This is a genomic window from Jatrophihabitans sp. (assembly GCF_036389215.1).
Classification (GTDB): Bacteria; Actinomycetota; Actinomycetes; order Mycobacteriales; family Jatrophihabitantaceae; genus Jatrophihabitans_A.
This window is the reverse complement of the sequence record NZ_DASVQG010000332.1, coordinates 1-23,977: the sequence shown is the minus strand read 5'-3', so window position 1 is coordinate 23,977 and position 23,977 is coordinate 1. Positions and strand designations below refer to the sequence as shown.

16 protein-coding genes and 1 pseudogene are annotated in these 23,977 nt (G+C 67.2%); 6 read left to right on the top strand and 11 right to left on the bottom strand.

Features of this window, described 5'->3' with window-relative positions:
* Positions 1-51: 51 nt before the first annotated feature.
* The 7 genes from VF542_RS18830 to VF542_RS18800 form a co-directional block, all read right to left on the bottom strand.
* A complete protein-coding gene (locus tag VF542_RS18830) occupies positions 52-996 on the bottom strand; it encodes an SDR family oxidoreductase (RefSeq protein WP_408653234.1) in 945 nt (314 codons plus the stop codon).
* A gap of 2 nt (positions 997-998) precedes the next feature.
* Positions 999-1,817, bottom strand: a complete 819-nt coding sequence (locus tag VF542_RS18825; protein ID WP_408653233.1) for a DUF899 domain-containing protein — start codon at positions 1,815-1,817, stop codon at positions 999-1,001.
* Positions 1,818-1,992: 175 nt separating this feature from the next.
* Positions 1,993-2,730 (bottom strand): SDR family oxidoreductase, encoded by a 738-nt coding sequence (locus tag VF542_RS18820; RefSeq protein ID WP_408653232.1) that lies wholly within the window; start codon positions 2,728-2,730, stop codon positions 1,993-1,995.
* 22 nt (positions 2,731-2,752) lie between these two features.
* Positions 2,753-4,282 carry an AMP-binding protein gene (locus VF542_RS18815; protein WP_408653231.1) on the bottom strand — a complete coding sequence of 510 codons (1,530 nt, stop codon included), beginning with the start codon at positions 4,280-4,282 and terminating at the stop codon, positions 2,753-2,755.
* Complete coding sequence (locus VF542_RS18810) at positions 4,263-5,102, bottom strand: p-hydroxycinnamoyl CoA hydratase/lyase (RefSeq protein WP_408653230.1); 840 nt, start codon at positions 5,100-5,102, stop codon at positions 4,263-4,265. The genes VF542_RS18815 and VF542_RS18810 overlap by 20 nt, the downstream gene beginning before the upstream one ends.
* A 219-nt stretch (positions 5,103-5,321) precedes the next feature.
* Entirely contained in the window at positions 5,322-6,827 is a 1,506-nt protein-coding gene (locus VF542_RS18805; protein WP_408653229.1) for an MFS transporter, read from the bottom strand.
* Positions 6,828-7,070: 243 nt separating this feature from the next.
* Entirely contained in the window at positions 7,071-7,559 is a 489-nt protein-coding gene (locus tag VF542_RS18800; protein WP_408653228.1) for a winged helix-turn-helix transcriptional regulator, read from the bottom strand.
* A 1,412-nt stretch (positions 7,560-8,971) separates the two neighbouring features.
* Between VF542_RS18800 and VF542_RS18795 the strand changes: the two genes are divergently transcribed.
* From VF542_RS18795 to VF542_RS18775, 5 genes are all read left to right on the top strand, one after another.
* The gene (locus tag VF542_RS18795) at positions 8,972-10,960 is read left to right on the top strand and encodes a CRTAC1 family protein (protein WP_408653227.1); all 1,989 of its coding nucleotides are present in this window, start codon (positions 8,972-8,974) and stop codon (positions 10,958-10,960) included.
* Positions 10,957-11,979: a hypothetical protein gene (locus tag VF542_RS18790; RefSeq protein WP_408653226.1), complete on the top strand. Its 1,023-nt coding sequence runs from the start codon at positions 10,957-10,959 to the stop codon at positions 11,977-11,979. The genes VF542_RS18795 and VF542_RS18790 overlap by 4 nt, the downstream gene beginning before the upstream one ends.
* Positions 11,976-17,888: an SDR family NAD(P)-dependent oxidoreductase gene (locus VF542_RS18785; protein ID WP_408653225.1), complete on the top strand. Its 5,913-nt coding sequence runs from the start codon at positions 11,976-11,978 to the stop codon at positions 17,886-17,888. Before VF542_RS18790 ends, VF542_RS18785 begins: the two co-directional genes overlap by 4 nt.
* A gap of 2 nt (positions 17,889-17,890) precedes the next feature.
* Positions 17,891-18,370 carry an acyl-CoA thioesterase gene (locus VF542_RS18780; RefSeq protein WP_408653224.1) on the top strand — a complete coding sequence of 160 codons (480 nt, stop codon included), beginning with the start codon at positions 17,891-17,893 and terminating at the stop codon, positions 18,368-18,370.
* Between the two features lie 237 nt (positions 18,371-18,607).
* Positions 18,608-19,258 carry a winged helix-turn-helix transcriptional regulator gene (locus VF542_RS18775; protein ID WP_408653223.1) on the top strand — a complete coding sequence of 217 codons (651 nt, stop codon included), beginning with the start codon at positions 18,608-18,610 and terminating at the stop codon, positions 19,256-19,258.
* A 28-nt stretch (positions 19,259-19,286) separates the two neighbouring features.
* On the opposite strand, the gene VF542_RS18770 is transcribed toward VF542_RS18775, so the two are convergent.
* On the bottom strand, positions 19,287-20,048 hold the full coding sequence (locus VF542_RS18770; protein WP_408653222.1) for an FkbM family methyltransferase: 762 nt from the start codon (positions 20,046-20,048) through the stop codon (positions 19,287-19,289).
* Positions 20,049-20,306: 258 nt separating this feature from the next.
* Here VF542_RS18770 and VF542_RS18765 point away from each other — a divergent pair, with 258 nt between their 5' ends.
* Entirely contained in the window at positions 20,307-21,179 is an 873-nt protein-coding gene (locus VF542_RS18765) for an arylamine N-acetyltransferase family protein (protein ID WP_408653221.1), read from the top strand.
* 57 nt (positions 21,180-21,236) lie between these two features.
* Here the strand turns inward: VF542_RS18765 and VF542_RS18760 are convergent, their stop codons facing one another.
* From VF542_RS18760 to VF542_RS18750, 3 genes and pseudogenes are all read right to left on the bottom strand, one after another.
* Positions 21,237-22,463, bottom strand: a complete 1,227-nt coding sequence (locus VF542_RS18760; protein ID WP_408653220.1) for a cytochrome P450 — start codon at positions 22,461-22,463, stop codon at positions 21,237-21,239.
* A gap of 2 nt (positions 22,464-22,465) precedes the next feature.
* A complete protein-coding gene (locus VF542_RS18755) occupies positions 22,466-23,473 on the bottom strand; it encodes a methyltransferase (RefSeq protein ID WP_408653219.1) in 1,008 nt (335 codons plus the stop codon).
* A gap of 160 nt (positions 23,474-23,633) precedes the next feature.
* Positions 23,634-23,977 (bottom strand): annotated as a pseudogene (locus VF542_RS18750) (propionate CoA-transferase); the annotation flags it as partial.

The window sequence follows — 23,977 nt, the reverse complement described above, 5'->3', positions numbered from 1 at the left end:
CCGGTTCCCCGGCCACGGGTGAGAAGCCCGCGGCCGGGGACACCGCAGCCGTTACGGCAGGGCCTGCTGAGCCGGGACCGGGGCGCCCTTCCCGCCGGGATAAGGGAAGAAGAACCGAACGAAGCGGTCCCAGTTGCGCTCCCCGATCGTTGCCCGCATCGTGCTCAGAAGTCGTACCGGGCCGCCGATCTTGTAACGGATCTTCGGCCGGCTTGCGCCCGCCGCGAGGGCTACCCGATGCGAGACGGCTTCGGCGGTAACCGCTGTCTTCCCGCGTCCCTTCGGATGCTCGACCTCACGGTAGGTCTCGTGCCACTTGACGAAGTGCTCCCAGAACCCGTCGTAGACCTGCTCCCGCTCACCGAGCTGCAAGTCCTTGACGTCGTTGGGAACGAATCCGCCTCGGATGGGCGACGGCTCGATGACCACTACCTGGATTCCGAGGTTTAGCACCTCCAGGCGCAGCGCGTCGCTGAGCCCCTCCAGCGCGTGTTTCGAGGCTTCGTAGAAACCGCGCCCCGCGGTTCCGAAGAGGCCGAAGATGGATGACATCATCACGATGCGCCCCGAGCGTGCGGCGACCATGCCTGGCAGGACCAATCGCGTCAGGTCCACGACGCCGAAGAAGTTCGTCTCGAACTGGTCGCGCACCGATTGCAGCGGGGTCTCCAGCATGGTCCCGTTGAGACTGTAAGCCGCGTTGTTGATCAGGAGGCCCACTGAGCCGTGGGCCTCCTCGATCTCCGTGACGACCGCCTTCATCGACTCGTGGTCGGTCAGGTCCAGCCTGCGGGTGTGTATGCCACGCTCGGCCAACTCCGTCATGACGGCGGGGTCGCGACCCGTGCCATACACGTCCCACCCCTGCTCCTTCAGCAGCAGGGCGATCTGCCGCCCCGTTCCCGAAGACAGACCCGTGGTCGAACCGCACCCGGTGATCAAAGCCGCTCTCGATGCCGGGGTCCATTCCAGAGGCGGTGTCTTATCGGCTGCCAAGGTCAGGCACTCTCGCTGAACTTGTCGGTCCTGTTCCAGAAGTTCGTCCCGGCGACCGGAGCGGACTCGTCGTCGTACCGGTCGTGGTGCCGCCACCAGTCCCACGGGTGCTCGAGCTGGTCCTCCTGGCGCCCCAGTGGGGTCAGGTCGAGGTAGTTGTAGAAGTTCTTGAAGATGTCGCCGCCCCGGTCGAAGATCGAGTAGGTGTAGAACACCTCATCTCCCTCGCGGAAGAACACGCTGACGCCAGGGATGTCACCCTCATCGGTGGTGACGCGGTAGTCCCGATTGAATTGCTCGCCTACCGTTGTGTACCAGGGAATGTCCCATCCCATGCGCGTCTTCCACGCCTCGAGCTTGTCCTGGGACGCGCGCGAGGTCATGACGAATGTCGTGTCACGAGCATTGATGTGAGCCAGGTGTCCGACGGAGTCGGCCTGCATCGAGCAGCCGATGCATCCCTCCTCCCGCTCGGGCTCGAACATGAAGTGCCGGACGATCAACTGGCGCCGACCCTCGAAGATCTCGGCGAAGGACAGCTGACCCTGAGGCCCGATGAACTGATAGTCCTTCTCTACGCGCACGAAGGGCAGCGCCTGCCGCCGCCGGTTCACCTCGTCACGCATTCGCGTGGACTCCTTCTCGAACTCGAGCAGATCCTGCCGCGCTTGAACCCACTCTTCCCTGCTCACCACCCGGTTCATATGCCCATCCCTTTGTTTCACTAGGGTTTGCTTGTGCCGCTTGCCAGACTGCCCGGCCTGATCACGCATCGCTTGCTCCAGATTGCGCAGTTGCGCGCAACGGCGATGAGCTGCCAACGCCCGAGGTTGAATGCCGTAGACCGCTGAAGTATTCAGCCCCTACGACGGCCCTACGACGCGAAAGACCTCCGGTTGGGGCGCGGTGCCCGGACAGCTCCACGCCTCACCCGGAGGTCTTCCTCACGCCAGGACGCCATGCCGACCGGCGTCTGGCGACGTCTCTGGTCAGTGACTACAGCGCACGCAACCCCGCTCCGTTGAGGAGGTAGGACGGGGCGATGTCGGCTGCCTTGCGCTCCAGCAGATCCACCACGGCCGCCCCTGCCCCCTCGGGACTGAGCAGCGGACCCTGCTTGCTGAGGAACTCCTCAACAGACATCCCGGCCTCTGCCGAGTAAGCGGCGACGGCTGACTTGCCGACACCGGTCTCAGGGGAGAACTTCGACATGATGGAGGAGAACGCTATGCCCAGGTTCGCCTTGTCCGATTCCCAGCGCGCGTAATCGGTGACGAAGCGCTGCGTTGCCTTCGCCCCCGCGTACCCGCCGCTGAGCGGGGAACCGCCCAGGGCGGCGCCGCTGCTGAACACGATCACTTTGCCGCCCGATTGCAACGGCCGGAGCAGCGCCTCACGCACCCAGGAGAAGGTGATGCGGACGTCGGTCTCCCAGGCCAGGGAGAAGGTCTCCCAGGACTGCTGCTGGAGCGAGCTCATGTGCGGGACGACACCGGCGACGATGACGATGTTCGTCGGGTTGTACTGCTCGATGAGCCGGGCCGGCAGCCCGTCGTCCCGGGCGTCGGCAACCTCGGCGTGGATCACCTTGGAAGGGTCTCCAGCCGCCTGCCCGTCGGTCCGCGAGACCGTCACGACAGGGGCTCCGGCTTGGGTGAGCGCCTCCGCGACGCCACGGCCGATGCCGCGGCTCGCGCCGACCACGATCGTCACCTGTTCGGCGAGGGAAGTCATGTAGAACTCCAAACTCTTCTCGTTAGCTGGCTCGCTTCAGTTCCTGACGTGCGATCTTTCCGACTGCCGTCTTGGGAATCGTGTCTACGATCTCACAACGCCGAATCTTCTTGTAGGGCGCAACCTGGTCATTCACGAAAGACATGATCTCCTCCAGGTCCACCGGCTCTGACAGCACGACGAACGCCTTCGGGATCTCACTGGCCTCCTCGTCGGGGATGCCGATCACTGCCGCGTCGGAAACCTTGGGATGGGACAGCAGGATGTGCTCGAGCTCGGTGGGAGAGACCTGGTGGCCCTTGTACTTGATGATCTCCTTGAGGCGGTCCCCCAAGGTCAGTTCACCGTCGCTGCCGATCCATCCCAGATCGCCGGTGCGCAGGTAGCCGTCGGCATCGAGGGCGTCGCGGGTGGCCTCCTCGTCGTCGAGGTAGCCCTGCATGACGTGCGGTCCCCGGATCAGCACCTCGCCGATCTCGCCCTGGCGCCGCTCCTGCTTGGTGTCCGGGTCGACCACCTTGATCGTGACATTGACCGAGGGACGTCCGACCGAAGCGGTTTTCGCGCTGAAGTCCCTCTGCATCAGCGACATCATCGCCTCGGTCATGCCATAACCCTGGGCAAGGCCGCAGTTGAGACGGTCTCGGCACTGCTGCGCCATCTCCGGGTCGAGCGCAGCGCCGCCGGAGACCATGTCACGAACGCTGGTGAGGTCGTACTTGTCGACCAGCGGGCTCTTGGTCAGCAGCGCCACCAGCGTCGGGACGACGTAGAGCCTGGTGATCCTGTGGTCCTGGATCGCCTGCAGGTAGGCAGTCGGCTCGAAGCGCGGCATCGTCACCAGCGTCGCACCCTGCGCGAGAGTGGCATGCATGACCATGATCAGGCCGAAGGCATGGTGGAACGGCGGCACGGCAAGAGTGGTGTCCCCTGGCTGGAGCGGGATGCCGGTCACCGTTTGCAGCGTCGCGGCAACGAGGTTGCGATGCGTGAGCGCCACGCTCTTGGGCAGGCCGGTGCTGCCGCTGGAGTTCATGACGGAGGCGATGTCGTGCGCCGGCGAGACAGCCACCTCCTCGAACTCCGCTGAATCGGCCAGCAGTGAGGCGAAGGCATCCTCGCCTTCGCCGGCGTCCAGCAAGACCAGCTGCTGGATGCCGGCCGCTTCGGCAAGCTCTTTCCCCGGAGTCCCGGGTCCCGCCATCAGGAAACTGGTCTTGGTGCGCCCGATGGTCCTGACGTGGTCGGCAATGGTGTCCAGCGGGTTGAGGTGCAGGACGGAGCCGCCGGCCGTCACGGCCGCGTAGTAGGCCACCACGTAGTCGGGGACGTTCGGGGAGAGGATCGCCACTACGTCGCCCTTGCCGAACCCTCTCGACCGCAGGCCACCGGCCGCCTGCCGGACCGCCGTGGCGAGCTCTGCGTAGGTGTAGGAACGGCGTCCCTCGGCATCGGTGACCGCCACCCGATCGGCGAACTCCGCTGAACGTGCGAGAACGTAGCCGGGCAGTGTGGAATCCGGGACGGCGACGTCAGGCAGATCGCTGTGCATCGTCAGCTGCCTCTGGCCGCTTGTACGTCGCGAGGCCGGGCTGGTAGCTCCGCTTCTCGAACTGCTTGAGCGCGACGTTGATCCACTCGTCACTGGTGAGCCTGGCCAGTTCCCACAGCTTGGCCTGGTCGTAATCGATCGCTCGGGGGAGGTCCATCATCGTGGTGCCCTCGTAGACCTCCTTGGCCAGCCGAAGCGTGACGGGGTTTTTGTTGATGATCTTGCCGACGAGCTTGTCGACCTCTGCCTCGAGATCCTCGGCTGGCACTGCCCGGTTGACGAGCCCGTACTGCTCGGCCTCCCGCCCCGTGAGGGTGTCACCCGTGAGGATGTAGTGCAGCGCCTGCTTGCGCGGCATGTTGTGGGTCACCGCCCAGGTGGCACCGCCGGCCGGGAAGATGCCGAAGTTGATCTCGGAGAGGCCGAACTTGACGTTCTCCGCGGCGATTGCCAGATCGCAGAGGCCGGTCACCTCGAAGCCGCCGCCGAAGGCGTAGCCGTTCACCTGTGCGATGGTGACGATCGGGAACGCCTTGAGCCGCTGGAACCACTTCAGGGCAACGAGATTGGTGCGGTAGAAGAGCTGAGGGTCCTCGTAGGGCTGGAGGAAGCACTCCTCCAGGTCCATACCCGCGCTGAAGCTGTTGCCCGTTCCGGTGATCACCAGGACCTTGACATCCGGCTCCGCCTCGATCTGGTCGAGGGCCAGATTCATGTCCAGGTGCATGCGGGGGTTCATAGCGTTCTTCTTCTCCGGGCGATTGAATCGTAAGGTCGCCCGAGGCCCCTCGACTTCGAGTAGGAGGGTTTCAAACTCCATGTAGGTGCTCCTAAACAGCGCTAGTCGTGCTCGCACCAGCGGGCCCAGTGCCCACCGGTCGAACAACAGGCTTGCATGCGCCGGGTCCGCTGCACTTGCTCCGAATTGCCCAAGGTGCGCCAAAGGCTCAGACGAAGGGCGTGTACAACGCGCCTTCGTCTGAGCCTTTACCTCAGGGGAGCCGGCGGACCTGCACCGGAACTGGAACAGCGGGGTCAGTTACCCGACCGGCTGGCCGGTGACCGCGTAATCTGCGTCGGAGCCGGTAGCGGCAGGCCGGGATTGGACCTGTGTGCCCTTGGGGAGAGCAGCCGCGCCGAAGATCCCGATCACCGAGAAGGCGGCGCCGAGCCACACGGCGTTGGTGAAATGGTCGGCGAACGTCTGCGCGGATGTGTAGACGTTGGGGCTGGCGAACACGGCGGCGAGCACGGCGATGCCGAACACGCCACCGATCTCGCGCAGCGAGCTGTTCGTGCCGGAGGCGATGCCCACCTCCGAGGGCGCCACGGATCCGACGACGGCATTGGCGACGGTCGGGAAGACCAGCGAGATCCCGACACCTGCAACGGCCAGCGCCACCGCGAGCCAGGTGTAACTCATGCCGGGTTCGGCGATGAGGGCGACCCAGCCCAGCCCGATGGCTTGCAGGACCATTCCGGTCAGCAGCAATGGCCTGTTGCCGTACCGGTCGGCCAGCAGGCCCCCGAGCGGCGCGATCAGCATCGGCGCGCCCGTCCACGGCAGGGTGCGCAGACCTGCCTCAAGCGGGGAGTACCCCAGCGCGTTCTGGAGGAACTGCATCATCAAGAACAACACGCCGAACAGCGATGCGTACATGAAGAAGCTGACGAAGTTGGCGGCGATGAAGCCTCGTGAACGGAACAGTTCCGCGGCCAGCATTGGCGTCGGGGTGCGCCGTTCCCAGATGAGGTACCCCACGACCAGCAGGCCACCCAGGACGAGGGAGGCAATGGTCTCGGCGCTGCCCCAGCCGATGCTGTTGGCCCGGATCAGTCCCCAGGTGATGCCGAAGAATCCGAGGCCGGCGAGCGCGAGGCCGACGATGTCGAGTTGCGAGCGGGGGCCGTGGCTTTCGGTCAGGCGCCAGATGGAGAGCGGAATCAGCACCGCACCGACCGGGACATTGAGCCAGAAGATCCAATGCCAGCTGATCCCCTCGACGATGGCACCACCCACGACCGGCCCGGCCGCGACCGCCAGTCCGGTGATGCCACCCCACAACCCGATGGCAGCGCCGCGCTTCTCGGCCGGGAACGCCTCGCTGATCAAGGTCAGCGTCATCGGCATGACGATGGCGGCCGCCGCGCCCTGCACCGCGCGAGCCGCGATCAGCGCGCCCACGCTCGGCGCCAATGCCGCTCCGGCGGAGGCGATGGTGAAGGCAAGCAGGCCGATCCAGTACATCCGCTTACGCCCGTACCGGTCGCCGAGGGCGGCCCCGGTCAGCAGCAGGACCGCGAACGACAGGTTGTAGGCGTTCACCGTCCATTCCAGGTCGCCGAGGCTGGCGCTCAGATCCTCGCGAAGCGCCGGGAGAGAGTTGGCGACCACGAGGGTGTCCAGGGAGGTCATGAAGACACCGAAGGAGGCGAGGAGCACTGTCCAGCCTCGATGCGCGACGGGCGGGGTCATACTGCCAGACATTGGGGGGTCCCCTTCATTAGAGTGCACGGCGCAAGCATCACTGGTTGCATGACGCAAGTGCGACCTTAACAAAAGGCACTTTCATGATGCAAGCACGACTCGTTACGCTGAGTGCCTACTTGCTCATGCGCGGCTGGCTGGGACCCAGCACTGTTGGGTGGCCGAGTTGCGGGTAGCCGGTTGCCTCGGCACCGGACGCGCATCGGCGAGAGTGCGGCAGCGCATCGGGCTGCCGGGCCATGCCGTGGTCAATCAGGCGCAGTCACGGCGCCAGGCACAGGTGGCTGAGACCCAGAGCGCTTACCTGGGGGATATCGCCGACATGAGGGCCGCGAGGTCCGCGGGCATGCCCGGTCCGGGTTGTACGCGTACCTCTGCGGGGTCGTGCACCTGGCCACAGTGCGTGCAGGCGAGCTGCTGGATCACCGGCGCACCGCAGGCGGAATGACGGTAGAGCGCGGGAGGGCCATCCGGGGCCGCCCACCGGTCGCCCCATGCGCTCAGCGCGATGATGATGGGGGCCAGATCCCTCCCCTTGTCCGTCAGCAGGTACTCGTGGTGCTCGGGGTTGCGGGAATAGTTGCGGCGCTGCATGATCCCGGCGGCCACGAAACCATCGAGGCGGTTCTTGAGGATGTTCGTCGCGATGCCGAGCGCCAAGAAATCGTTGAAACGAGTCGCATCGGCGAACAGCGCGTCCCTGATGATCAGCAGGCTCCACCGCTCGCCCACCAGTTCGAGCGCCCGCGCGGCCGAGCACACCTGGGAATCATAATTTTTACCGAGCATGCCTCTTAGTGTAACGACTCCGCTTGCATGATAAAAGTGTTAGCAAATTTACTTTTGCCGGTCTCAAAGGCCGTCCCCAATTCCGGGCAGGGCGCTCCCGGTTGCTGCTCTCCGGCCCCGGCCGATTCGACGGCTCGGCATGCGGATCGCGCCCAACGCCTCTAGGAGTTCCCGAAGGTGGTGGACAGCGAGTCCGTGGTCGCTGATGGCGCGTGGCGGCCGGAGCTCGCCGCGGTTCGAGGCGTTCCGGAAGCTCGGGCCCGGTCGCGTCAGTGCGGCCGCAGGCGGCGGAGTTCACCGGCCTGGTGGCCGGCGAACGCTGCCTGCACAGCTCTGGGCGCCCACGGTCGATGCGTGGGACACGACCGTGCGAGCGTGCCGCCTGCCGCCGGCGGCGTCGAGCTCGTGGCCGCCGCGCGAGGCTGGGGCGAGCCGAGTTGATCGACCGGTAGGAAGCTCGGGCCGAGCCGATGCCGCCCATCGCCTCCCACCTATGTATAGGTGCGGAGCCATCCCCAAGTAATAGGTGCGGAGCCGTCCCCAAGTAATAGGTGCGGATCCGTCCCGCGGACAACTCGGCGGCAAAGCTCGGCGTTGAGGTCAGGACGTCGCCTCCTGGCTGGCCGCCTTCAGACATCAGCGACGGCTGACCGGACGTCACACATTCGCACCTTGCCGTGACGCGCACACCCGCGGGTGCGAGAAGCAGAGGTCGGTGGGTAAAGGGATTCACGCCCGTGCCGGCGCTGCCGGTGGTGCGAGCGGAGTGTCCCGGTGGGTGAGGAGGCCGGCGTTCGCCACGTGGTCACGCAGCGCTCCGAGCGATGGGACGAACGCCTAGGACATGTCTCTCCTTGTGGCCGAGGTGGGGCTCAGCTTCACGGATGGCCACTGGGCGGGCATCTCTGCCCTTGCCCTCCCAGCCGAGGACCGGGCGGCTATGGCGACACGCGTACGAGTCGACAAAAACAGTGAGCACGACAGGAGTAGCCGGACCTCGTCAGCTTGATCCAGGTCGGTGAGTCGGGGTGTCCGCCAGTGGGCGCAGGTCACCATGCACCGCGCTGGACGAAGCAGCAACCGGGTGCCGGACCTGCCTGCTCACGACTCGCCGCATCGGCGCTGCGATGCTCAAAGCTCGCTATCGATAAGGCCAAACTCACAACGGATGCAGTGGATCAGCCGGGCACGGTGGGAGAAGCCGGTCAGGGGGTCGGGCCGCATTCTTGGATCATCGCCATTTGGGTCACTTTGAGCCCGGCATGCGATGGCAGGTAGGCGAGACGGCGCCTGAGGTCTTGTCCTTTGCGTTAGGGACAAGACCCCAGGCGTCGTGTCGCGTTGTCCCCACTCGATCCATTCCGACAACGGCTTCCAAGTAGTCAATTTAGTTTACTCGCGAAGGGTGAATCATGGCAGTATCCCGAGAACGTCTCCGCAAGCTGGTTCCTGGCCTGGTGGCCGCCTTGGTCCTGGTATCTCTGTACGTGATCGCGCAGAGCCGGGTGGCGACCTACGGCGCGGACTCGGTTGCCAGCCAGTACAAGTTCAAAGAACTGCCCATCGCCATGCCAGCCGGATACAACGACCAGAAGATGAACACCATCCGTCCGGTCAACCGTGCTTACAAGAAGATCGAGGCCTGGATCTCCTCGGTCGGCGCCAGTATCGCGATGAACGACCTGGTCGGGCACGGCCGCTCGGACGGCATGTGCATCGTCGACACCCGCACCAACTCGGTGATCATCACCTACACCCCGACCGCACCGGCCGCCGACCAGTTCGCGCCCTTCGTGCTGGACGGCAAGCCGCTGCCGATGGACCAGATGATGGCCCCGACCGGCTGCAACCCCGGCGACTTCAACGGTGACGGACGGATGGACCTCCTGGTCACCTACTGGGGCCGCACCCCGATCGTCTTCCTGGCCAAGGCCAGCGCCACCACGCCCTCGCCGGCCGCCTACTCCGCGCAGGAACTCCTTCCCTACGAGTCGGTGGACGGCAGGTACCACGGGCCGCGGTGGAACACCGACGCCGATTACGTGGGTGACATCGACGGTGACGGGCACCCGGACATCATCATCGGCAACTACTTCCCCGAATCCGACGTCCTGAACCCCAACGGGCAGAACAACGTCCAGATGAACAACTCGTTGTCCACCGCCAAGAACGGCGGCGGCGACCGAGTGCTGCGCTGGCACGACGCCACCTCCGGTGAGAAGCCGACGGTCCACTACATCGAGCAGCAGGGTGCCATTGCCTACCAGCTGTCCACCGGCTGGACCCTTGCCATCGCCGGCGCCGACCTGACCGGCAGCGGGCTGCCCGACATCTACATCGCCAACGACTTCGGCCACGACCACCTGCTGCACAACATCTCGACGCCGGGTGAGATCAAGTTCGAAGAGGCCAGCGGGCAGCGCACTCCGACCACCGCCAAGTCCTTCGTGCTCGGCAAGGGCTCGTTCAAGGGCATGGGGGTCGACTTCGGAGACCTGAACCACAGCGGCAGGTTCGACATCGCGGTCAGCAACATCACGACCAAGTGGGGCCTGCAGGAGAGCAACTTCATCTTCATCAACCAGGCCAAGGACAAGGCCGACATGAAGGACCAGCTCAGCCGGGGCATCGCACCGTTCAAGCAGCAGGCCTCCAAGTACGGGATGGCCTGGACCGGCTGGTGCTGGGACGTCAAGATGGCCGACTTCCTCAACAACGGAAACATGTCCGTGCTGCAGGCTGACGGGTTCGTCAAGGGCGACATCGACCGGTGGCCGTGGCTGCAGGAGATGGCCATGACCAACGACGACCTGCTCAGCAACCCGGCCATGTGGCCCAACGTGGGCCCCGGTGACGACATCGGCGGCAACCAGCACATGGCCTTCTACGCCAAGAACTCCGACGGCAAGTACGTCAATATCAGCGGCCAGATCGGCACTGACGTGCCCATCCCGAGCCGGGGCATTGCCACTGCCGACACCACCGGCACCGGCACCCTGGACTGGGCCATCGCCAGGCAGTGGGGACCGCCGGCCTTCTACGCCAACCAGTCACCGAACAAGGGCAGTTCCCTCGACCTGCACCTCTACCGGCCCGCGACCGACACCAGCGCGGTCGCCGGCAAGGGACTGAGCAACGCCGGATCGCCTGCCTACAACGCGACGGTCAGCGTGACCACCCCGAACGGAACCCAGATCTCCCAGCTTGACGGCGGCAGCGGCCACGGCGGCTTCCGCAGCTTCGACGTTCACCTCGGCCTGGGCTCCTTCACCGGAGCAGCCACCGTGGACCTGCAGTGGCGGGACATCAACGGCCAGCTACACCAGCAGAAGCAACAACTGACGCCAGGCGTCCACACTCTCGTCCTGACGGACACTGTCCAGGAGGTTTCAAGCCGATGACCGCCACGGTCCAGCATCAACCAGCAGCGACACCACCTAGCCCCCTGGTAACGACAGCGCCCCCGGCGCGGGCCGGAAAGCCGCCAGTGGACGTTCGCTACATCGCACTGCGCAACTTCGCCATCTCGATCAGCGTGCTGAATGTTTTCGGATATGCCTGGCTCGGTTTCGAACAGCCTTGGCTGTGGCCGATCATGGCGGTCCTGGTCGGTTACAGCACCGAGATCATCTTCGAGACGATCAGCTCATGGGTCTACCGCCGGCAGCCCAAGTTCATGGGCAACGGCGCCCGCGGCGTCTATGAGGCCCTGCTACCGGCCCACATCACCGCCCTGGCCGTGAACATGCTGCTCTACTGCAACAACCAGTTCTGGCCGGTGGCCTTCGGCGTGGTGGTGGGAGTCGGCGCCAAGCATGTTCTGCAGGCGCCCATCAACGGCCGGATGCGTCACTTCATGAACCCGTCCAACTTCGGCCTGACCGCGGTGCTGCTCTGCTTCAGCCACTGGTGCAGCATCGCTCCGCCCTACGAGTTCAGTGAGAACGCGAACACCTACTTCCGGGTGATGATCCCACTGATCATCGCGGTGTCCGGAACGATCATCAACGCGATGCTCACCCGCAAGGTCCCACTAATCGTCGGCTGGATGGGCGGCTTCGCCATCCAGGCCTTCGTCCGGCACTGGATCTGGGACGTTGCGCTCTTCTCAGCGCTCGGCGCCATGACCGGAATCGCCTTCGTACTGTTCACCAACTACATGATCACCGACCCTGGCACCACGCCGTTCAAGGCTCGCAACCAGTTCATGTTCGGCTCCTCGGTCGCGTTCGTCTACGCGGTGATGATGCAGATGAACATCGTCTACACGCTGTTCTTCGCCACCACCGTGGTATGCGCGCTGCGTGGCCTGGGCTGGTGGGGTGCCCACTTCATCTCCAAGTCCAAGCAGCGCAGGACCGCAGCGGCCACCAGCACCGAGCGTCCGATGGACCAGACCCCTGAGGCGGTGACCGTATGAGCGCTGATCGCATCGCAGTCGTCGGCATCTCCTGCCGCTACCCCGACGCGGATTCTCCCGAAGACCTATGGAAGAACGTCCTCGCCGGACGCCGAGCCTTCCGCCGGCTGCCCGACGAGCGGATGCGGATGGAGGACTACTACGACCCCGACCCGGCAGCGCCGGACAAGTTCTACACGCAGAAGGCCGCTGTCATCGAGGGCTTCGAGTTCGACCGGGTGAAGTACCGGATCGCCGGCAGCACCTTCCGGTCCACCGACATGACGCACTGGTTGGCGCTGGACACCGCGGCACGGGCGCTGGCTGACGCCGGCTTCGCCGAGGGCGCCGGACTGAAGCGCCAGAACACCGGTGTGGTGATCGGCAACAGCCTGACCGGCGAGTTCAGCCGGGCCAGCATCATGCGGCTGCGTTGGCCGTACGTGCGGCGCACCGTCGGCGCGGCGCTGCGCGAGCAGGGCTGGGACGACGCGGCGCTGGGTGGCTTCCTCGACCAGCTGGAGGCCCGCTACAAGAGCCCGTTCGCCCCGGCGGACGAGGACATGCTGGCCGGCGGGCTGGCCAACACGATCGCCGGCCGGATCTGCAACCACTTCGACTTCAACGGCGGCGGCTACACCGTCGACGGCGCCTGCTCGTCGTCGCTGCTGTCGGTCACCACCGCGTGCAACGCGCTGTCCGAGGGCCAACTCGACACCGTGATCGCCGGTGGGGTGGACCTGAGCATCGACCCGTTCGAGGTGATCGGCTTCGCCAAGACCGGTGCGCTGGCCACCAGCGAGATGCGGGTCTATGACCAGCACTCCAACGGCTTCTGGCCTGGTGAGGGTTGCGGAATGCTCGTGCTGATGCGCGAGCAGGACGCGATCGAGCAGGGGCTCAAGCGCTACGCCACCATCGTGGGCTGGGGCTACTCCTCCGACGGCAAGGGCGGGATCACCCGTCCGGAGGCCGCCGGACACCAGCTCGCGATCGACCGGGCCTACCGGGCTGCCGGATTCGGCTTCGAGACCGTCAACTACCTGGAGGGCCACGGCACCGGCACCGCGGTCGGCGACGCCACCGAGCTGCGGGCGTTCTCGGCCTCGCGGCGGCAGGCCGACCCCAACGCCGCGCCGGCCGCGATCAGCACCCTGAAGGGCAACATCGGCCACACCAAGGCGGCGGCCGGTGTCGGCGGCCTGCTCAAGGCCATCCTCGCCATCCACCACCAGGTCATCCCGCCGGCGACCGGCCACGTCGACCCGCACCCGGAGCTGCTGGGTGACCGGCCGGCTCTGCGGGTGCCCAGCTCAGCCGAGCTGTGGCCGGCCAGCGGCCCGATCCGGGCCGGGGTGTCGTCGATGGGCTTCGGCGGCATCAACACCCACGTCGTCCTCGAGCAGGCCGACGCCGAGCGCCGGACCGAGATCCCCGAGGAGGTCCAGCAACTGGTCCGCTCCCGCCAGGACTTCGAGCTGCTGCTCATCGACGCCAGCAGCATCGCCGACCTGCGCGGCCGGATCAGCCAGCTGGCGGCGATGGCATCACGGATGTCCTTCGCCGAGCTCGGCGACCTGGCGGCCACCCTGCAGGCCGGTCTTGCCGATCGCCCCATCAGGGCGGCGGTGGTCGCCAACAGCCCGGAGCAGGCCGAGCGCCAGCTCGGCAAGCTGTTGATGCTGCTGGACAACGGCGCCCGATCGGCGCTGGATCCAGAGGCCGGGGTCTTCCTCGGCAACGCCGGTGCCACACCCCGGATCGGATTCTTGTTCCCGGGTCAGGGCGCCGGACGGCGCGGTGACGGCGGAGCAGTCCGCCGGCGCTTCGAGGTGGTCGACGAGCTCTACCGCGATCACCCGCTGCCCAGCGACGCCGACCTGGTCGACACCGCGGTGGCCCAGCCCAGGATCGCCACCTCGTCGGTGGCCGGGCTGCGGTTGCTGCGACTGCTCGGGATCGAGGGCGTGGCCGCCGCCGGGCACAGCCTCGGCGAACTGACCGCACTGCACTGGGCAGGCGCCTACGACGAGGCAACCCTGCTCGCGATGGCCACCGAGCGCGGCCGCATCATGTCCGACACCAGCACCACCAACGGGGCCATGGCAGGCATCATGGGCTCAGCCGAACTCATCACCTCGATGATGGCGGGTGAGCCGGTGGTCATCGCCGGCTACAACGGCCCTAACCAGACCGTGATCTCGGGTCCCACCGACGCCGTCGACCGGATCTGCGCCAAGGCCACGGCACAAGGGCTGACCGCCATGCGGCTGCCGGTGTCACACGCGTTCCACTCCGACCTGGTGGCTCCGGCCGCCGAGCAGTTGCACAGCTACCTGGAGCAGAAGCAGTTCTCTCCGGTGCAGCGCCGAGTGGTGTCCACCGTCACCGGCCAGGCCCTGGCCGCCGACACGGACGTGCCCGACCTGCTCGCTCGCCAGGTCCGGGAACCGGTCCGCTTCGCCGAGGCGGTGAACGAGCTGGCCAACGGCACCGACCTGTTGTTGGAGGTCGGTCCCGGCCGGATCCTGAGCCGGATGGCAACAGACATCGTCCCCTACGTCGCGTCGATCTCGCTGGAGACCGACAGCAACTCACTGTCCGGGCTGCTGCGGGCGGTAGCTGCCTGCTACGTCCTCGGTTCCCCGGTCAAGCACGAGGAGCTGCACCGCAACCGGTTCACCCGTGCCCTGGAGGTCGGCAAGCAGTTCCAGTTCTTCGCCAGCCCTTGCGAGTCGGCGCCGGTCGAGGAGCTCGGGTCCGGCCTGTCGGGCACTCAGGTGCTGCCCGCCAGGGCTCTGCCGGCACCCTCGCCGCGGCCGGCTGCGGTCCCGGCACCGGCACAGCCCAGCGCTCAGCCGCCACAGGCCGGTGGCCAGGCGGCGGACGGCGGTGCCGAACCGGCGCCGGCCGGGCCACCACAGAGTGCGGTGGACGTGCTGCGCCGGCTGGCGGCCGAGCGGGCGGAGTTGCCGCTGGAAGCCGTCAGTGCCACCAGTCACCCGCTGGACGAGCTGCACCTCAGCTCGATCACCGTCGGCCAGATCGTCAACCAGGCCTCGCGCGAACTGGGGCTCACCGCCCCGATGGCGACCTCGACGTTCGCCACCTCCACCCTGGCCCAGCTCGCGCAGATGCTCGACGACCTCGGTGACAGCGCGCTGGCGACGGACGAGCCGGCCACGGCCGCCCTCGGCGTCGCACCCTGGGTGCGGGCCTTCGGGATCGACCAGCTGCCGGCAACCGCCGGGCCGGCGGCCGGGCCTACCGGCCTCGGTAAGTGGCAGGTGTTCGCCAGCGACCGGCACCCGCTGGCTGCCGAGCTGCAGCAGTCCTTGCAGGCCGCGAACCTCGGTTCCGGGGTCGCGCTGTGCCTGCCGCACGACTGCGACGAGAGCCACGTCCCACTGATGCTGGCGGCGGCCAAGGAGGTACTGGCACTGCCGACGCCGGCCCGGTTCGTGGTCGTCGGTGACCGGCGGGGCGCCGCCGGGCTGGCCAAGACGCTGCACCTGGAAGCACCGGCGATCGCCACCACGGTGGTCACCCTGCCGTTACCGCTGGATCTGGCCGCCGACCGGGTGAGGACCGCGGTACGCGGCATCGTCGCCGATGTCGCCGGCACCGACGCCTTCAGCGAGGTCAGCTACGACGCCGAGGGAGCTCGCCGGGTACCGGTGCTGCGCCCGCTGCAGCTCAACGCCTCCTCCGCCGGCTCGCCGTTGGGGCCGCAGGACGTCCTGCTGGTCACCGGCGGTGGCAAGGGAATCACGGCCGAGTGCGCGCTGGCGATCGCCCAGGACACCGGTGCCGCGATCGGCCTGTTAGGCCGCTCCAGCCCGGACAGCGATGCTGAGCTCGCCAACAACCTCGAACGGATGGCAGCGGCCGGCGTGCGTTACCGCTACCTCCGGGCCGACGTCACCTCAGCCGATGAGGTCAAGGCGGCGGTCGAGGACTTCCGGGGCAGTCTCGGGCCCGTCACCGCTGTCCTGCACGGCGCGGGGCGCAACGAACCCAACTCCCTGCTCAGCTTGGATCAATCCGCCTTCGAGCGGACCCTGGCGCCCAAGATTGACGGGCTCGAGGCGGTCCTTGCGGCAACCGATCCCGGCTCACTGAAGCTGCTCGTCACGTTCGGCAGCATCATCGGCCGGGCCGGCCTGCGGGGTGAGGCCGATTACGCCACCGCCAACGACTGGCTGACCGACCTGACCTACCGCGTCGCCGAGGACTACCCCGACTGCCGGTGCCTGGCACTGGAATGGTCGGTGTGGTCGGGCTCGGGGATGGGTGAGCGGCTGGGCGTGCTGGAATCGCTGATGCGGGAAGGCATCTCACCGATCCGGACCGAGGAGGGCATCGAGATCCTGAAGAGGGTCATCGCCGATCCGCAGGCGCCCACCGCCATGGTGGTGATGGGCCGCGCCGAAGGGCTGCCGACGATCACCCTGCAGCAGCAAGAGCTTCCGCTGATGCGGTTCCTGGACCGGGCGCAGGTGTTCTACCCCGGCATCGAGCTGGTGGCGGACGCCGACCTGTCGGCCAATGGCGACCTCTACCTTGCCGATCACCTGCTTGACGGCGACCTGCTGTTCCCAGCGGTGTTCGGCATGGAGGCGATGGCACAGGCCGCGAAGGCCCTGACCGGCAACGAGCGCCCACCGGTGCTCACCGATGTGGAGTTCCTGCGCCCCATCGCGATGCCGGTCAACGGTCAGACCACCGTGCGGATCGCGGCGCTGGTCACCGACAACGGGGATGTCGAGGCCGTCATCCGCAGCAGCGACACCGGGTTCCAGGCCGACCACTTCCGGGCGACGCTGCGGTACTCCCAGAGCCTGCCCGAGACGGTCAGCTCCAATGGTCCATCGGAGTTGCTGCCACTGGATCCGGGCCGAGACCTGTACGGCCCGGTCCTGTTCCAGGGCGGCCGGTTCCAGCGGTTGCTGGGCTACCGGCAGCTGGTGGCCAAGGGCTGCACGGCCGAGATCGGCAACCAGGCCTCGGCTGACTGGTTCGCCGGCTTCCTCACCCAGGACCTGGCACTGGCCGACCCCGGCACCAGGGACGCCATGATGCACAGCATCCAGTGCTGCGTGCCGGACGCGACGCTGCTGCCGGCAGGTATCGAGCGGCTGTACCTGGCCGATCGCCGCAGCGTGCAGGCCGAGGAGAAGCTCGTGCTGCACGCGGTGGAACGTCACCGCGACGGCGACACCTATCTCTACGACCTCGACATCCGCGACACGGCGGGCAAGCTGGTCGAGCGTTGGGAGGGCCTGCGGCTGCAGGCGGTCCGCAAGCAGGATGGCAGTGGTCCATGGCTCGCCAGCCTGCTCGGGCCGTACCTGGAGCGGCGCACCGAGCCGAACCTGGGCGGCACCAACCTGCGCTGCGCCGTGATCCCCGACGGTGCTGAACCCGCCTACGGACAGGCTGCCCGGCGGGCGCAGACGGCCAAGGCGCTCAGCTGGGCGCTGGGTGAGCCGGCGCCGGTGCGCTACCGGCCGGACGGCAAGCCCGAGGTGGACGGTGGGATCGGGGTGTCGTCCTCGCACGCGGCCGGATTGACCTTCTCGGTCGCCGGCGGTACCCAGCCGGTCGGCTGTGACGTGGAGGTCGTCACGAACAGGTCGGAACAGGACTGGGCCGACCTGCTCGGTCCGGAACAGTACGCCCTGGCGCAGTTGCTCGCCGCCGAACGTGGTGAGGATCTGTCGCTGGCGGCCACCCGGGTGTGGGGTGCGGTGGAGTCCCTGCGCAAGGTGGGCAGAGCTCGGATCGAATCCCTCACCGTGGGCGAGCCGGGTGCCGACCGCTGGGTGAACCTGCGCTCGGGCAACGCACGGATCGCGACGTTCTGCACCACGGTGCTCGATGTCAAGGATCCGGTCGTGTTCACGATGCTGACCGAAGGCGAGAGCTGAAGATGGAGAACTACTACGAGTTCCGGCACCTGGTCGGTTTCGAGGAAACCAACCTGGTCGGCAACGTCTACTACGTGAACTACTTGCGATGGCAGGGCCGTTGCCGCGAGATGTTCCTGCGGGATCGGGCGCCAGCGGTACTGGCCGACCTGCGCGACGATCTGAAGCTGTTCACGCTCAAGGTCGACTGCGAGTTCATGGTGGAGATCGGCGCCTTCGACGAGCTCTCGATCCGGATGCGGCTGGAGGATCTGACTCAGACCCAGATCGGCTTCGCCTTCGACTACGTCCGGCTCCGTGACGGCTTCGAGGAGCTCGTCGCACGCGGAAGGCAACGGATCGCGTGCATGCGCGGTCCGAACACCGACACCAAACCGACCCGGGTACCGGAGCCGTTGCGCGCGGCGTTGGCGAATTTCTCGATCGTCTCCTCCGCTCCGATCCACTCACGCAACCTCGCCGGCGCGGTGCACGACGACTAGCACCGGCAGAGTGGGCTGAGCACGCAGTTCTGAGTCCAACCGGGAAGGCCATCCCGATCCTCGTGATCGGGATGGCCTTCTCGTTGCTCGACGCGAACCGGCTGTATCCAGCTGCTCGGCAGGTGTGTTAACAAATGTCCGAATATCCCCCAAAACCTGTAGTTTCTTAAGGGAATTTCTCCACAAATTGCATAAGATCCGTACTTTTTTGAAACAACTACGCGGTAGAGTGCGGCCATGTCGCGACGAGGCTATGGACAGATCTGCGGGCTGAGCCGCGCCCTCGAGATCGTCGGTGAGCGCTGGGCACTGCTCATCATCCGCGACCTCCTCTCCGGGCCCAAGCGCTTCACCGATCTGCGGCAGGGATTACCGCGAATACCCACCAACGTGCTCTCGGCGCGGTTGAAGGAACTGGAAGAGACGGCCGTGCTGCAACGGCGGATCCTCCCCCGCCCGGCGACCGCCGTCGTCTACGAGCTCACCGACTACGGCCGCGAGCTCGACGACGTCCTGCTGGCGCTGGGACGCTGGGGCGCCCAGTCGATGGGCGACCCCGAAGTCGATGAGGTCTACACCCGCGAGTCACTCATGATGGCCATGCGGGGCAGCTACCAGGGCAACGACGGCGCGCAGGCTCCGCGCGACCCACGCAGCTACGAGTTGCGGGTGACCGGGATCGTCATCAGCGTCACCGTGCAGGACGGCCAGCTCGGCGTCACCGAGGGCCCGCAGCTTGATCCCGATCTGGTGATCGAGACCGGCAACGGCCTGCCTGCCCTGCTCCTGGGTCAGGTCAGCCCCTCGCAAGCCATCGAGAGTGGCAGCGTCCGGGTGACCGGTAATCCCGAACTGCTCGACGAGTTCGCCAGCACCTTTCGGGTTTGATCCGGAGAAACCTCGGTCCTGCGCAGGATCAGGCCGGAACCGCGGCGGCCAGGTGCCTCGGCGGCGCCAGCCACGCGACGTCCACGACATGCGGGCGAACATGGGCCCAGATCGCGATCTGCCGCCAGCGCTGCGAGCGCATGTAGGCGCCGATCGACTCCAGGGTGGCGCCGCCCTGGTACCGAGCCCAGGTGCTGGCCTCGATGACAGCCAGCTGGAACCGGCTCAGGTCAGCGCCGGCCAGCACATCGAGCTCCGCGCCCTGGGCGTCGATGACCAGCACGTTGCATCCGGCCTGGACCTCGCGTACCGGAACGACCGGGATGGTGTCGTGGCGGACGACCGCCATCGGAAGCAGTGGCACCAGCAGGCTGGCCTGCTGGTCGTACTCGGTGACGTGCAGCACGAGCTCGCCGCGCTTGCGGCCGGCCGCGGCAAGCACCAGTTCGCAGGCCGGCAAGCCACCTGCCGGTTCGGCCAGACCTGCGTTCAGGTGGTGGGACTGCAGTTGTTGCCGCAGCGCGGCGGCATGGTCGGCATTGGGTTCCATCATGACCAGCCGGCGGAATCCGCACCGGGTCAGCGCCGGCACTTCCTGGCCGATGTGCGCCCCGACCTGTACGACACCTTCGGGGGACAGCGCGAGCCGATCCATGAGGGCCGGCAGCTGGTCCTCCCAGCGGGCGGTGATCCAGCCGTCCTGCCGGTCCGGAACGGGGTCCGACCAGGTCGAGTCGGCCTCGACCACAGCCGGGAGCTGACCACGCGGTGTGTTGGCAGCCCGAGACATGTCGCGGATCTCCTTCGCCTTTCAGTACTTTCCTGCGCTGGCTGAGGAAACGGGCGGTGCGCGGCTGCAATCACGGCCGAACGTGATCAATCCTCACTCCTGCCCACACCCCGGACACCTTTCGGCTTGCGGAGCAGCGCCGTCACTCACGAATTACCTTGCGTGCAAGCACGTTCAGAGGTGTCCCGGGACGATCTCCAGCCAATCATGAGAGGGCGCGCCCACAGCGGGCAGCGCTCGGCCCGGCGAGGAGAATCGATGCCAGCCATCTCTGCTGAGGGCGTCGCGAGCTACCTCCACCGGCTGGGTGTTCCCGATCCCGGCGAGCCATCGGTCGAGGCGCTGTTCGCGTTACACCGGGCCCACGTCGAGCGAATTGCCTACGAGGTAGTCGACATCCAGCTCGGGCGTTGGACCTCGGTGCAGGCCCACCACGCGGTCCGCCGGATCGTGGGAGGGCGCGGCGGCTATTGCGTGCAGCTCAACACCGCGTTCTCGGTGCTGCTCAGCGCCCTCGGCTACCAGGTCACCCGACATGCCGCCGGTGTTCAGGCCAGCGCCGGCTTGCCGGCTGCCAATGCCGACATCGCGCCGCACATGGCCTTGTCGGTCCAGCTCGACGGTGACCGCTGGCTGGTGGATGTCGGGCTCGGTGACGGCCTGTACGAGCCGTTGCCGGTTCGGCTGGGGCCATATCAGCAAGGACCGTTCAGCTACCGGCTGAGCCGGTCCAAGACCGAGCCCGGCGGCCTCCGGCTGGACCACGACGTTCGCGGTTCGCTGGCCGGTATCGATGTCCGGATGACACCGGCACGCCAGCAGCAGTTCCTTCGGTGGCACCACTACCTTGTGAGCTCCGCCGAATCGCGGTTGGTGCGGGCCTTCACCGTCATGCACCGCAACGCCGACAGCATCGATGCCTTGACCGGCTGCCTGCTACGTCGCGTCGACAGCACCGGGCGGACGGTCCGCGAACTCGGCAGCCGCGACGAGTGGGTCCAGGCGCTGGCCGACATCTTCACGATCCGGCTCACCGACTTCCAACCCGACGCGCCTGAGGTGTTGTGGCGCAAGGTTCGTGTCGCCCACGACGAGTGGCTGGCCCGCAAGGCTGCCAGCCGCGCTTCCTGAGCCGCGTCTACCCCGCCGCGGCGACAGTAGCCCCGCCCGGGCGCGCGCGGCAGGCGGTTACCAGCCCAGGCTGATCGGCAGCTCGTCCATACCGCGGCCCACCCAGGTGTCGCGACGACGTGGCGCGCCGGCGAGGGCAAGCTCGGGAAACCGGCGCATCAGCCTGGGCAGCGCGATCTGCGCCTCCATCCTCGACAGCGGCGCGCCCAGGCAGAAGTGGCTGCCGGCGCCGAAGCTCAGCGGCTGGATGCCGGCGCGGTCGGGGTCGAACCGGCCAGCATCTGCGAACCGGCGCGGATCCCGATTCGCCGCTCCCAGGACGAGAACCACCTTGGTGCCGGCAGGCACCGGGTTGCCGAGCAGCGTCATCTCGGTGGCGGCCCACCGGCTGGTGGCTTGGACCGGCGTCTCGAACCGCAACGTCTCCTCGACGTAGCCGATCGCGAAGCCGGGCTCAGCGCGCAGCCGGGCGGCGTAGTGCGGGTGCTGCAGTGCCAGCAACAGGCAGTGCCCGAGCAGGAAGCTGGTGGTCTCGAAGCCGGCGGTCAGCAGCAGCATCATGTTCGCCACCAGCTCCTGCTGGTTGAGCCGCTCGGCGGGAGAATGCACCAGAGCACTGATCACATCGCCTGCCGGGTCGGGGCGGCGGCGTTCGATCAGGGCTACGAAGTACTCGCTGAGATCCAGCATGGCCTCATCGGCCACCGTCAGCGCATCCTGGTTGGTGATCCCCTCCAGAGCGATCGTCACGTCGGCGGCGATCCGGCGAAACCACGCCTGGTCGTGTTCGGGCACGCCGAGCAGTGCGCTGATCACCGCGATCGGCAACCGGGAGGCGAACTCGGTGATGAAGTCCACCGCCACACCGTCACCTCCTGCTGCTGCCAACTGATCCAGCAACCGGTCGGTCATCTGCTCGATGGCGGGCTGCAGCGCGTTGATCCGGTGCGGGGTGAAGGCCCCGCTCACCAGCCTGCGCATCCGGGCGTGGTCGGGCGGGTTGCGGTACAGCATCGAGTCGATGTACCCGCGCAGCGCGGGATGCTCACGCCAGTCGGGGTAGATCGCGTCATAGCTGGCGCCGTCCTGCACCCGCAGCCGGCCGTCGCGCAGAGCCGCGTCGCACTCGGCGTAACCCACCACCACCATCAGGCCGGGACGTACTCCCACCACGGCGCCGTGCTCTCGCAGCTGCTCGTAGCGGGGGTAGGGATTCGTGCGTCCCGGCGTTCCCACGAGATCCCGGATGATCTCCAGCGGCTGCGCCACCTCGGGGTGCGTCATCCCTACCGCCCTGCTGCCGACAGTTCGAGGATGACCAGGCTGCCGGCCCGGCGCACCTGACGTACCACCAGGGCGGCGTCGGCAGCCAGCGCGCCGAGTTCGGCGACGCTGCGTTCCTTGCCGCCGTAGAAGGCCAGCATGCGCAAGTCCATGCCGGTGTGCGGAGACCGGCCGTCGGGACGGATCGACTCGACCACGATCACCCGACCACGCTGGCCGGCTGCGCGCGCGCATCGGCGCAGGATCTGCCGGGCCGGATCGTCAGCCCAGTCGTGCAGGATCCAGGACAGCAGGTATCCGTCGGCGCCGGTGGGCAACTCTTCGAAGAAGCTTCCGGCAACGGCCCCTCCGCGATCGGCGAGTCCTGCCGCATGCAACGCCTGGCGGGCGGCGTCGGCGGTGGCCTGCACCTCCAGCACCGTGCCGCGCAACTGGCGGTAGCGGGCCAGCAACGCGATCAGCAACGAGCCGTCGCCGCCGCCGACGTCGACGATGTGCTCCAGCGAGGCCCAGTCATAGCCGTCGACCAGGTCGGGCAAGCGCCGCTCGACATTGACGGCCATCCAGCGATCGAAGGCACTGGCCCGGGAGGGGTCGGCTTCCAGGTCCTGCCAGAAGGTGCGGCCGAATTGCTCGGGAAAGGCAGCCTGGCCAGTCCGGACACTGTGCAGCAGCCGGACGAAGGACAGTTCGGCCCGGCCGAGACCGCCGATGTCCAGCAGGGCCCGCTTGCCCGCCGGGTGGTCATCACGTAACGCTTCACCCAATCCGGTGAGGCTGAACCGGCCTGCATCGTCGCGGATGAGGACGCCCCGGACCGCCAGGTAGCTCAGCAACCGCTCCAGCGCGTCCGGATCGGCCCGCACCACCGGTGCCAACTCCTCGGCAGTGCGCAGCCCCGCCGCGATGTGGTCAGCCACCCGCAGGGTCGCGGCAACGCGAACGGCCATCGGGGTGCTCAACTGCGCCATCGCCCACAGCTCGGCACCTGAGCGCTCCTCGATCGCCAAGGTCAGCTTCCCTTCGGGGCGGCCACCGCGGCCTTCGACGCCGTGCCACGCAGGCTGGTCTGACGACGATGGTGCCCGCACCGCGGCCGCCCTGCCTCTTCGGCGGTGCGCCGATCGAGGACGCCTACCGCGCCGGTGAGCCGTCGAGGTCACTGATCACCTACGGACGGAACAGCGTCGAATCCATGGTGCGCAGCGTGTCGGCCAGGGTGACCGGAAAGCCGATCAGGTCCAGCAGGTCGCGGTGCAGGTCGATGCCCGGCGCGATCTCTATCAGGACGAGGCCCTCAGCGGTGATGTCGAAGACAGCCCGCTCGGTGATGATCCTGGCCTGCTGGCCGCGCCGCACCCCGGCGCCGGCACGGTAGGTGATCAGCTCGACCTCCGGAACGAACTTGGCGACCCGGCCTTCCTGCCGCACGGACAGCCGGCCGTCGCTGCTGCTCACCTCCAGGCCCTGGGTGGTGAAGGTGCCGGCAAGCACCAGCCGGCGCACGCTCTCGG

Excerpts from the sequence above, each read along its gene's own strand:
- VF542_RS18795 (WP_408653227.1), top strand. The coding sequence starts at position 8,972 with ATGGCAGTATCCCGAGAACGTCTCCGCAAGCTGGTTCCTGGCCTGGTG.
- VF542_RS18770 (WP_408653222.1), bottom strand. The coding sequence starts at position 20,048 with ATGTCTCGGGCTGCCAACACACCGCGTGGTCAGCTCCCGGCTGTGGTC.
- VF542_RS18765 (WP_408653221.1), top strand. The coding sequence starts at position 20,307 with ATGCCAGCCATCTCTGCTGAGGGCGTCGCGAGCTACCTCCACCGGCTG.
- VF542_RS18810 (WP_408653230.1), bottom strand. The coding sequence starts at position 5,102 with ATGGAGTTTGAAACCCTCCTACTCGAAGTCGAGGGGCCTCGGGCGACC.
- VF542_RS18780 (WP_408653224.1), top strand. The coding sequence starts at position 17,891 with ATGGAGAACTACTACGAGTTCCGGCACCTGGTCGGTTTCGAGGAAACC.
- VF542_RS18800 (WP_408653228.1), bottom strand. The coding sequence starts at position 7,559 with ATGCTCGGTAAAAATTATGATTCCCAGGTGTGCTCGGCCGCGCGGGCG.
- VF542_RS18775 (WP_408653223.1), top strand. The coding sequence starts at position 18,608 with ATGTCGCGACGAGGCTATGGACAGATCTGCGGGCTGAGCCGCGCCCTC.
- VF542_RS18815 (WP_408653231.1), bottom strand. The coding sequence starts at position 4,282 with ATGCACAGCGATCTGCCTGACGTCGCCGTCCCGGATTCCACACTGCCC.
- VF542_RS18760 (WP_408653220.1), bottom strand. The coding sequence starts at position 22,463 with ATGACGCACCCCGAGGTGGCGCAGCCGCTGGAGATCATCCGGGATCTC.
- VF542_RS18820 (WP_408653232.1), bottom strand. The coding sequence starts at position 2,730 with ATGACTTCCCTCGCCGAACAGGTGACGATCGTGGTCGGCGCGAGCCGC.
- VF542_RS18785 (WP_408653225.1), top strand. The coding sequence starts at position 11,976 with ATGAGCGCTGATCGCATCGCAGTCGTCGGCATCTCCTGCCGCTACCCC.
- VF542_RS18790 (WP_408653226.1), top strand. The coding sequence starts at position 10,957 with ATGACCGCCACGGTCCAGCATCAACCAGCAGCGACACCACCTAGCCCC.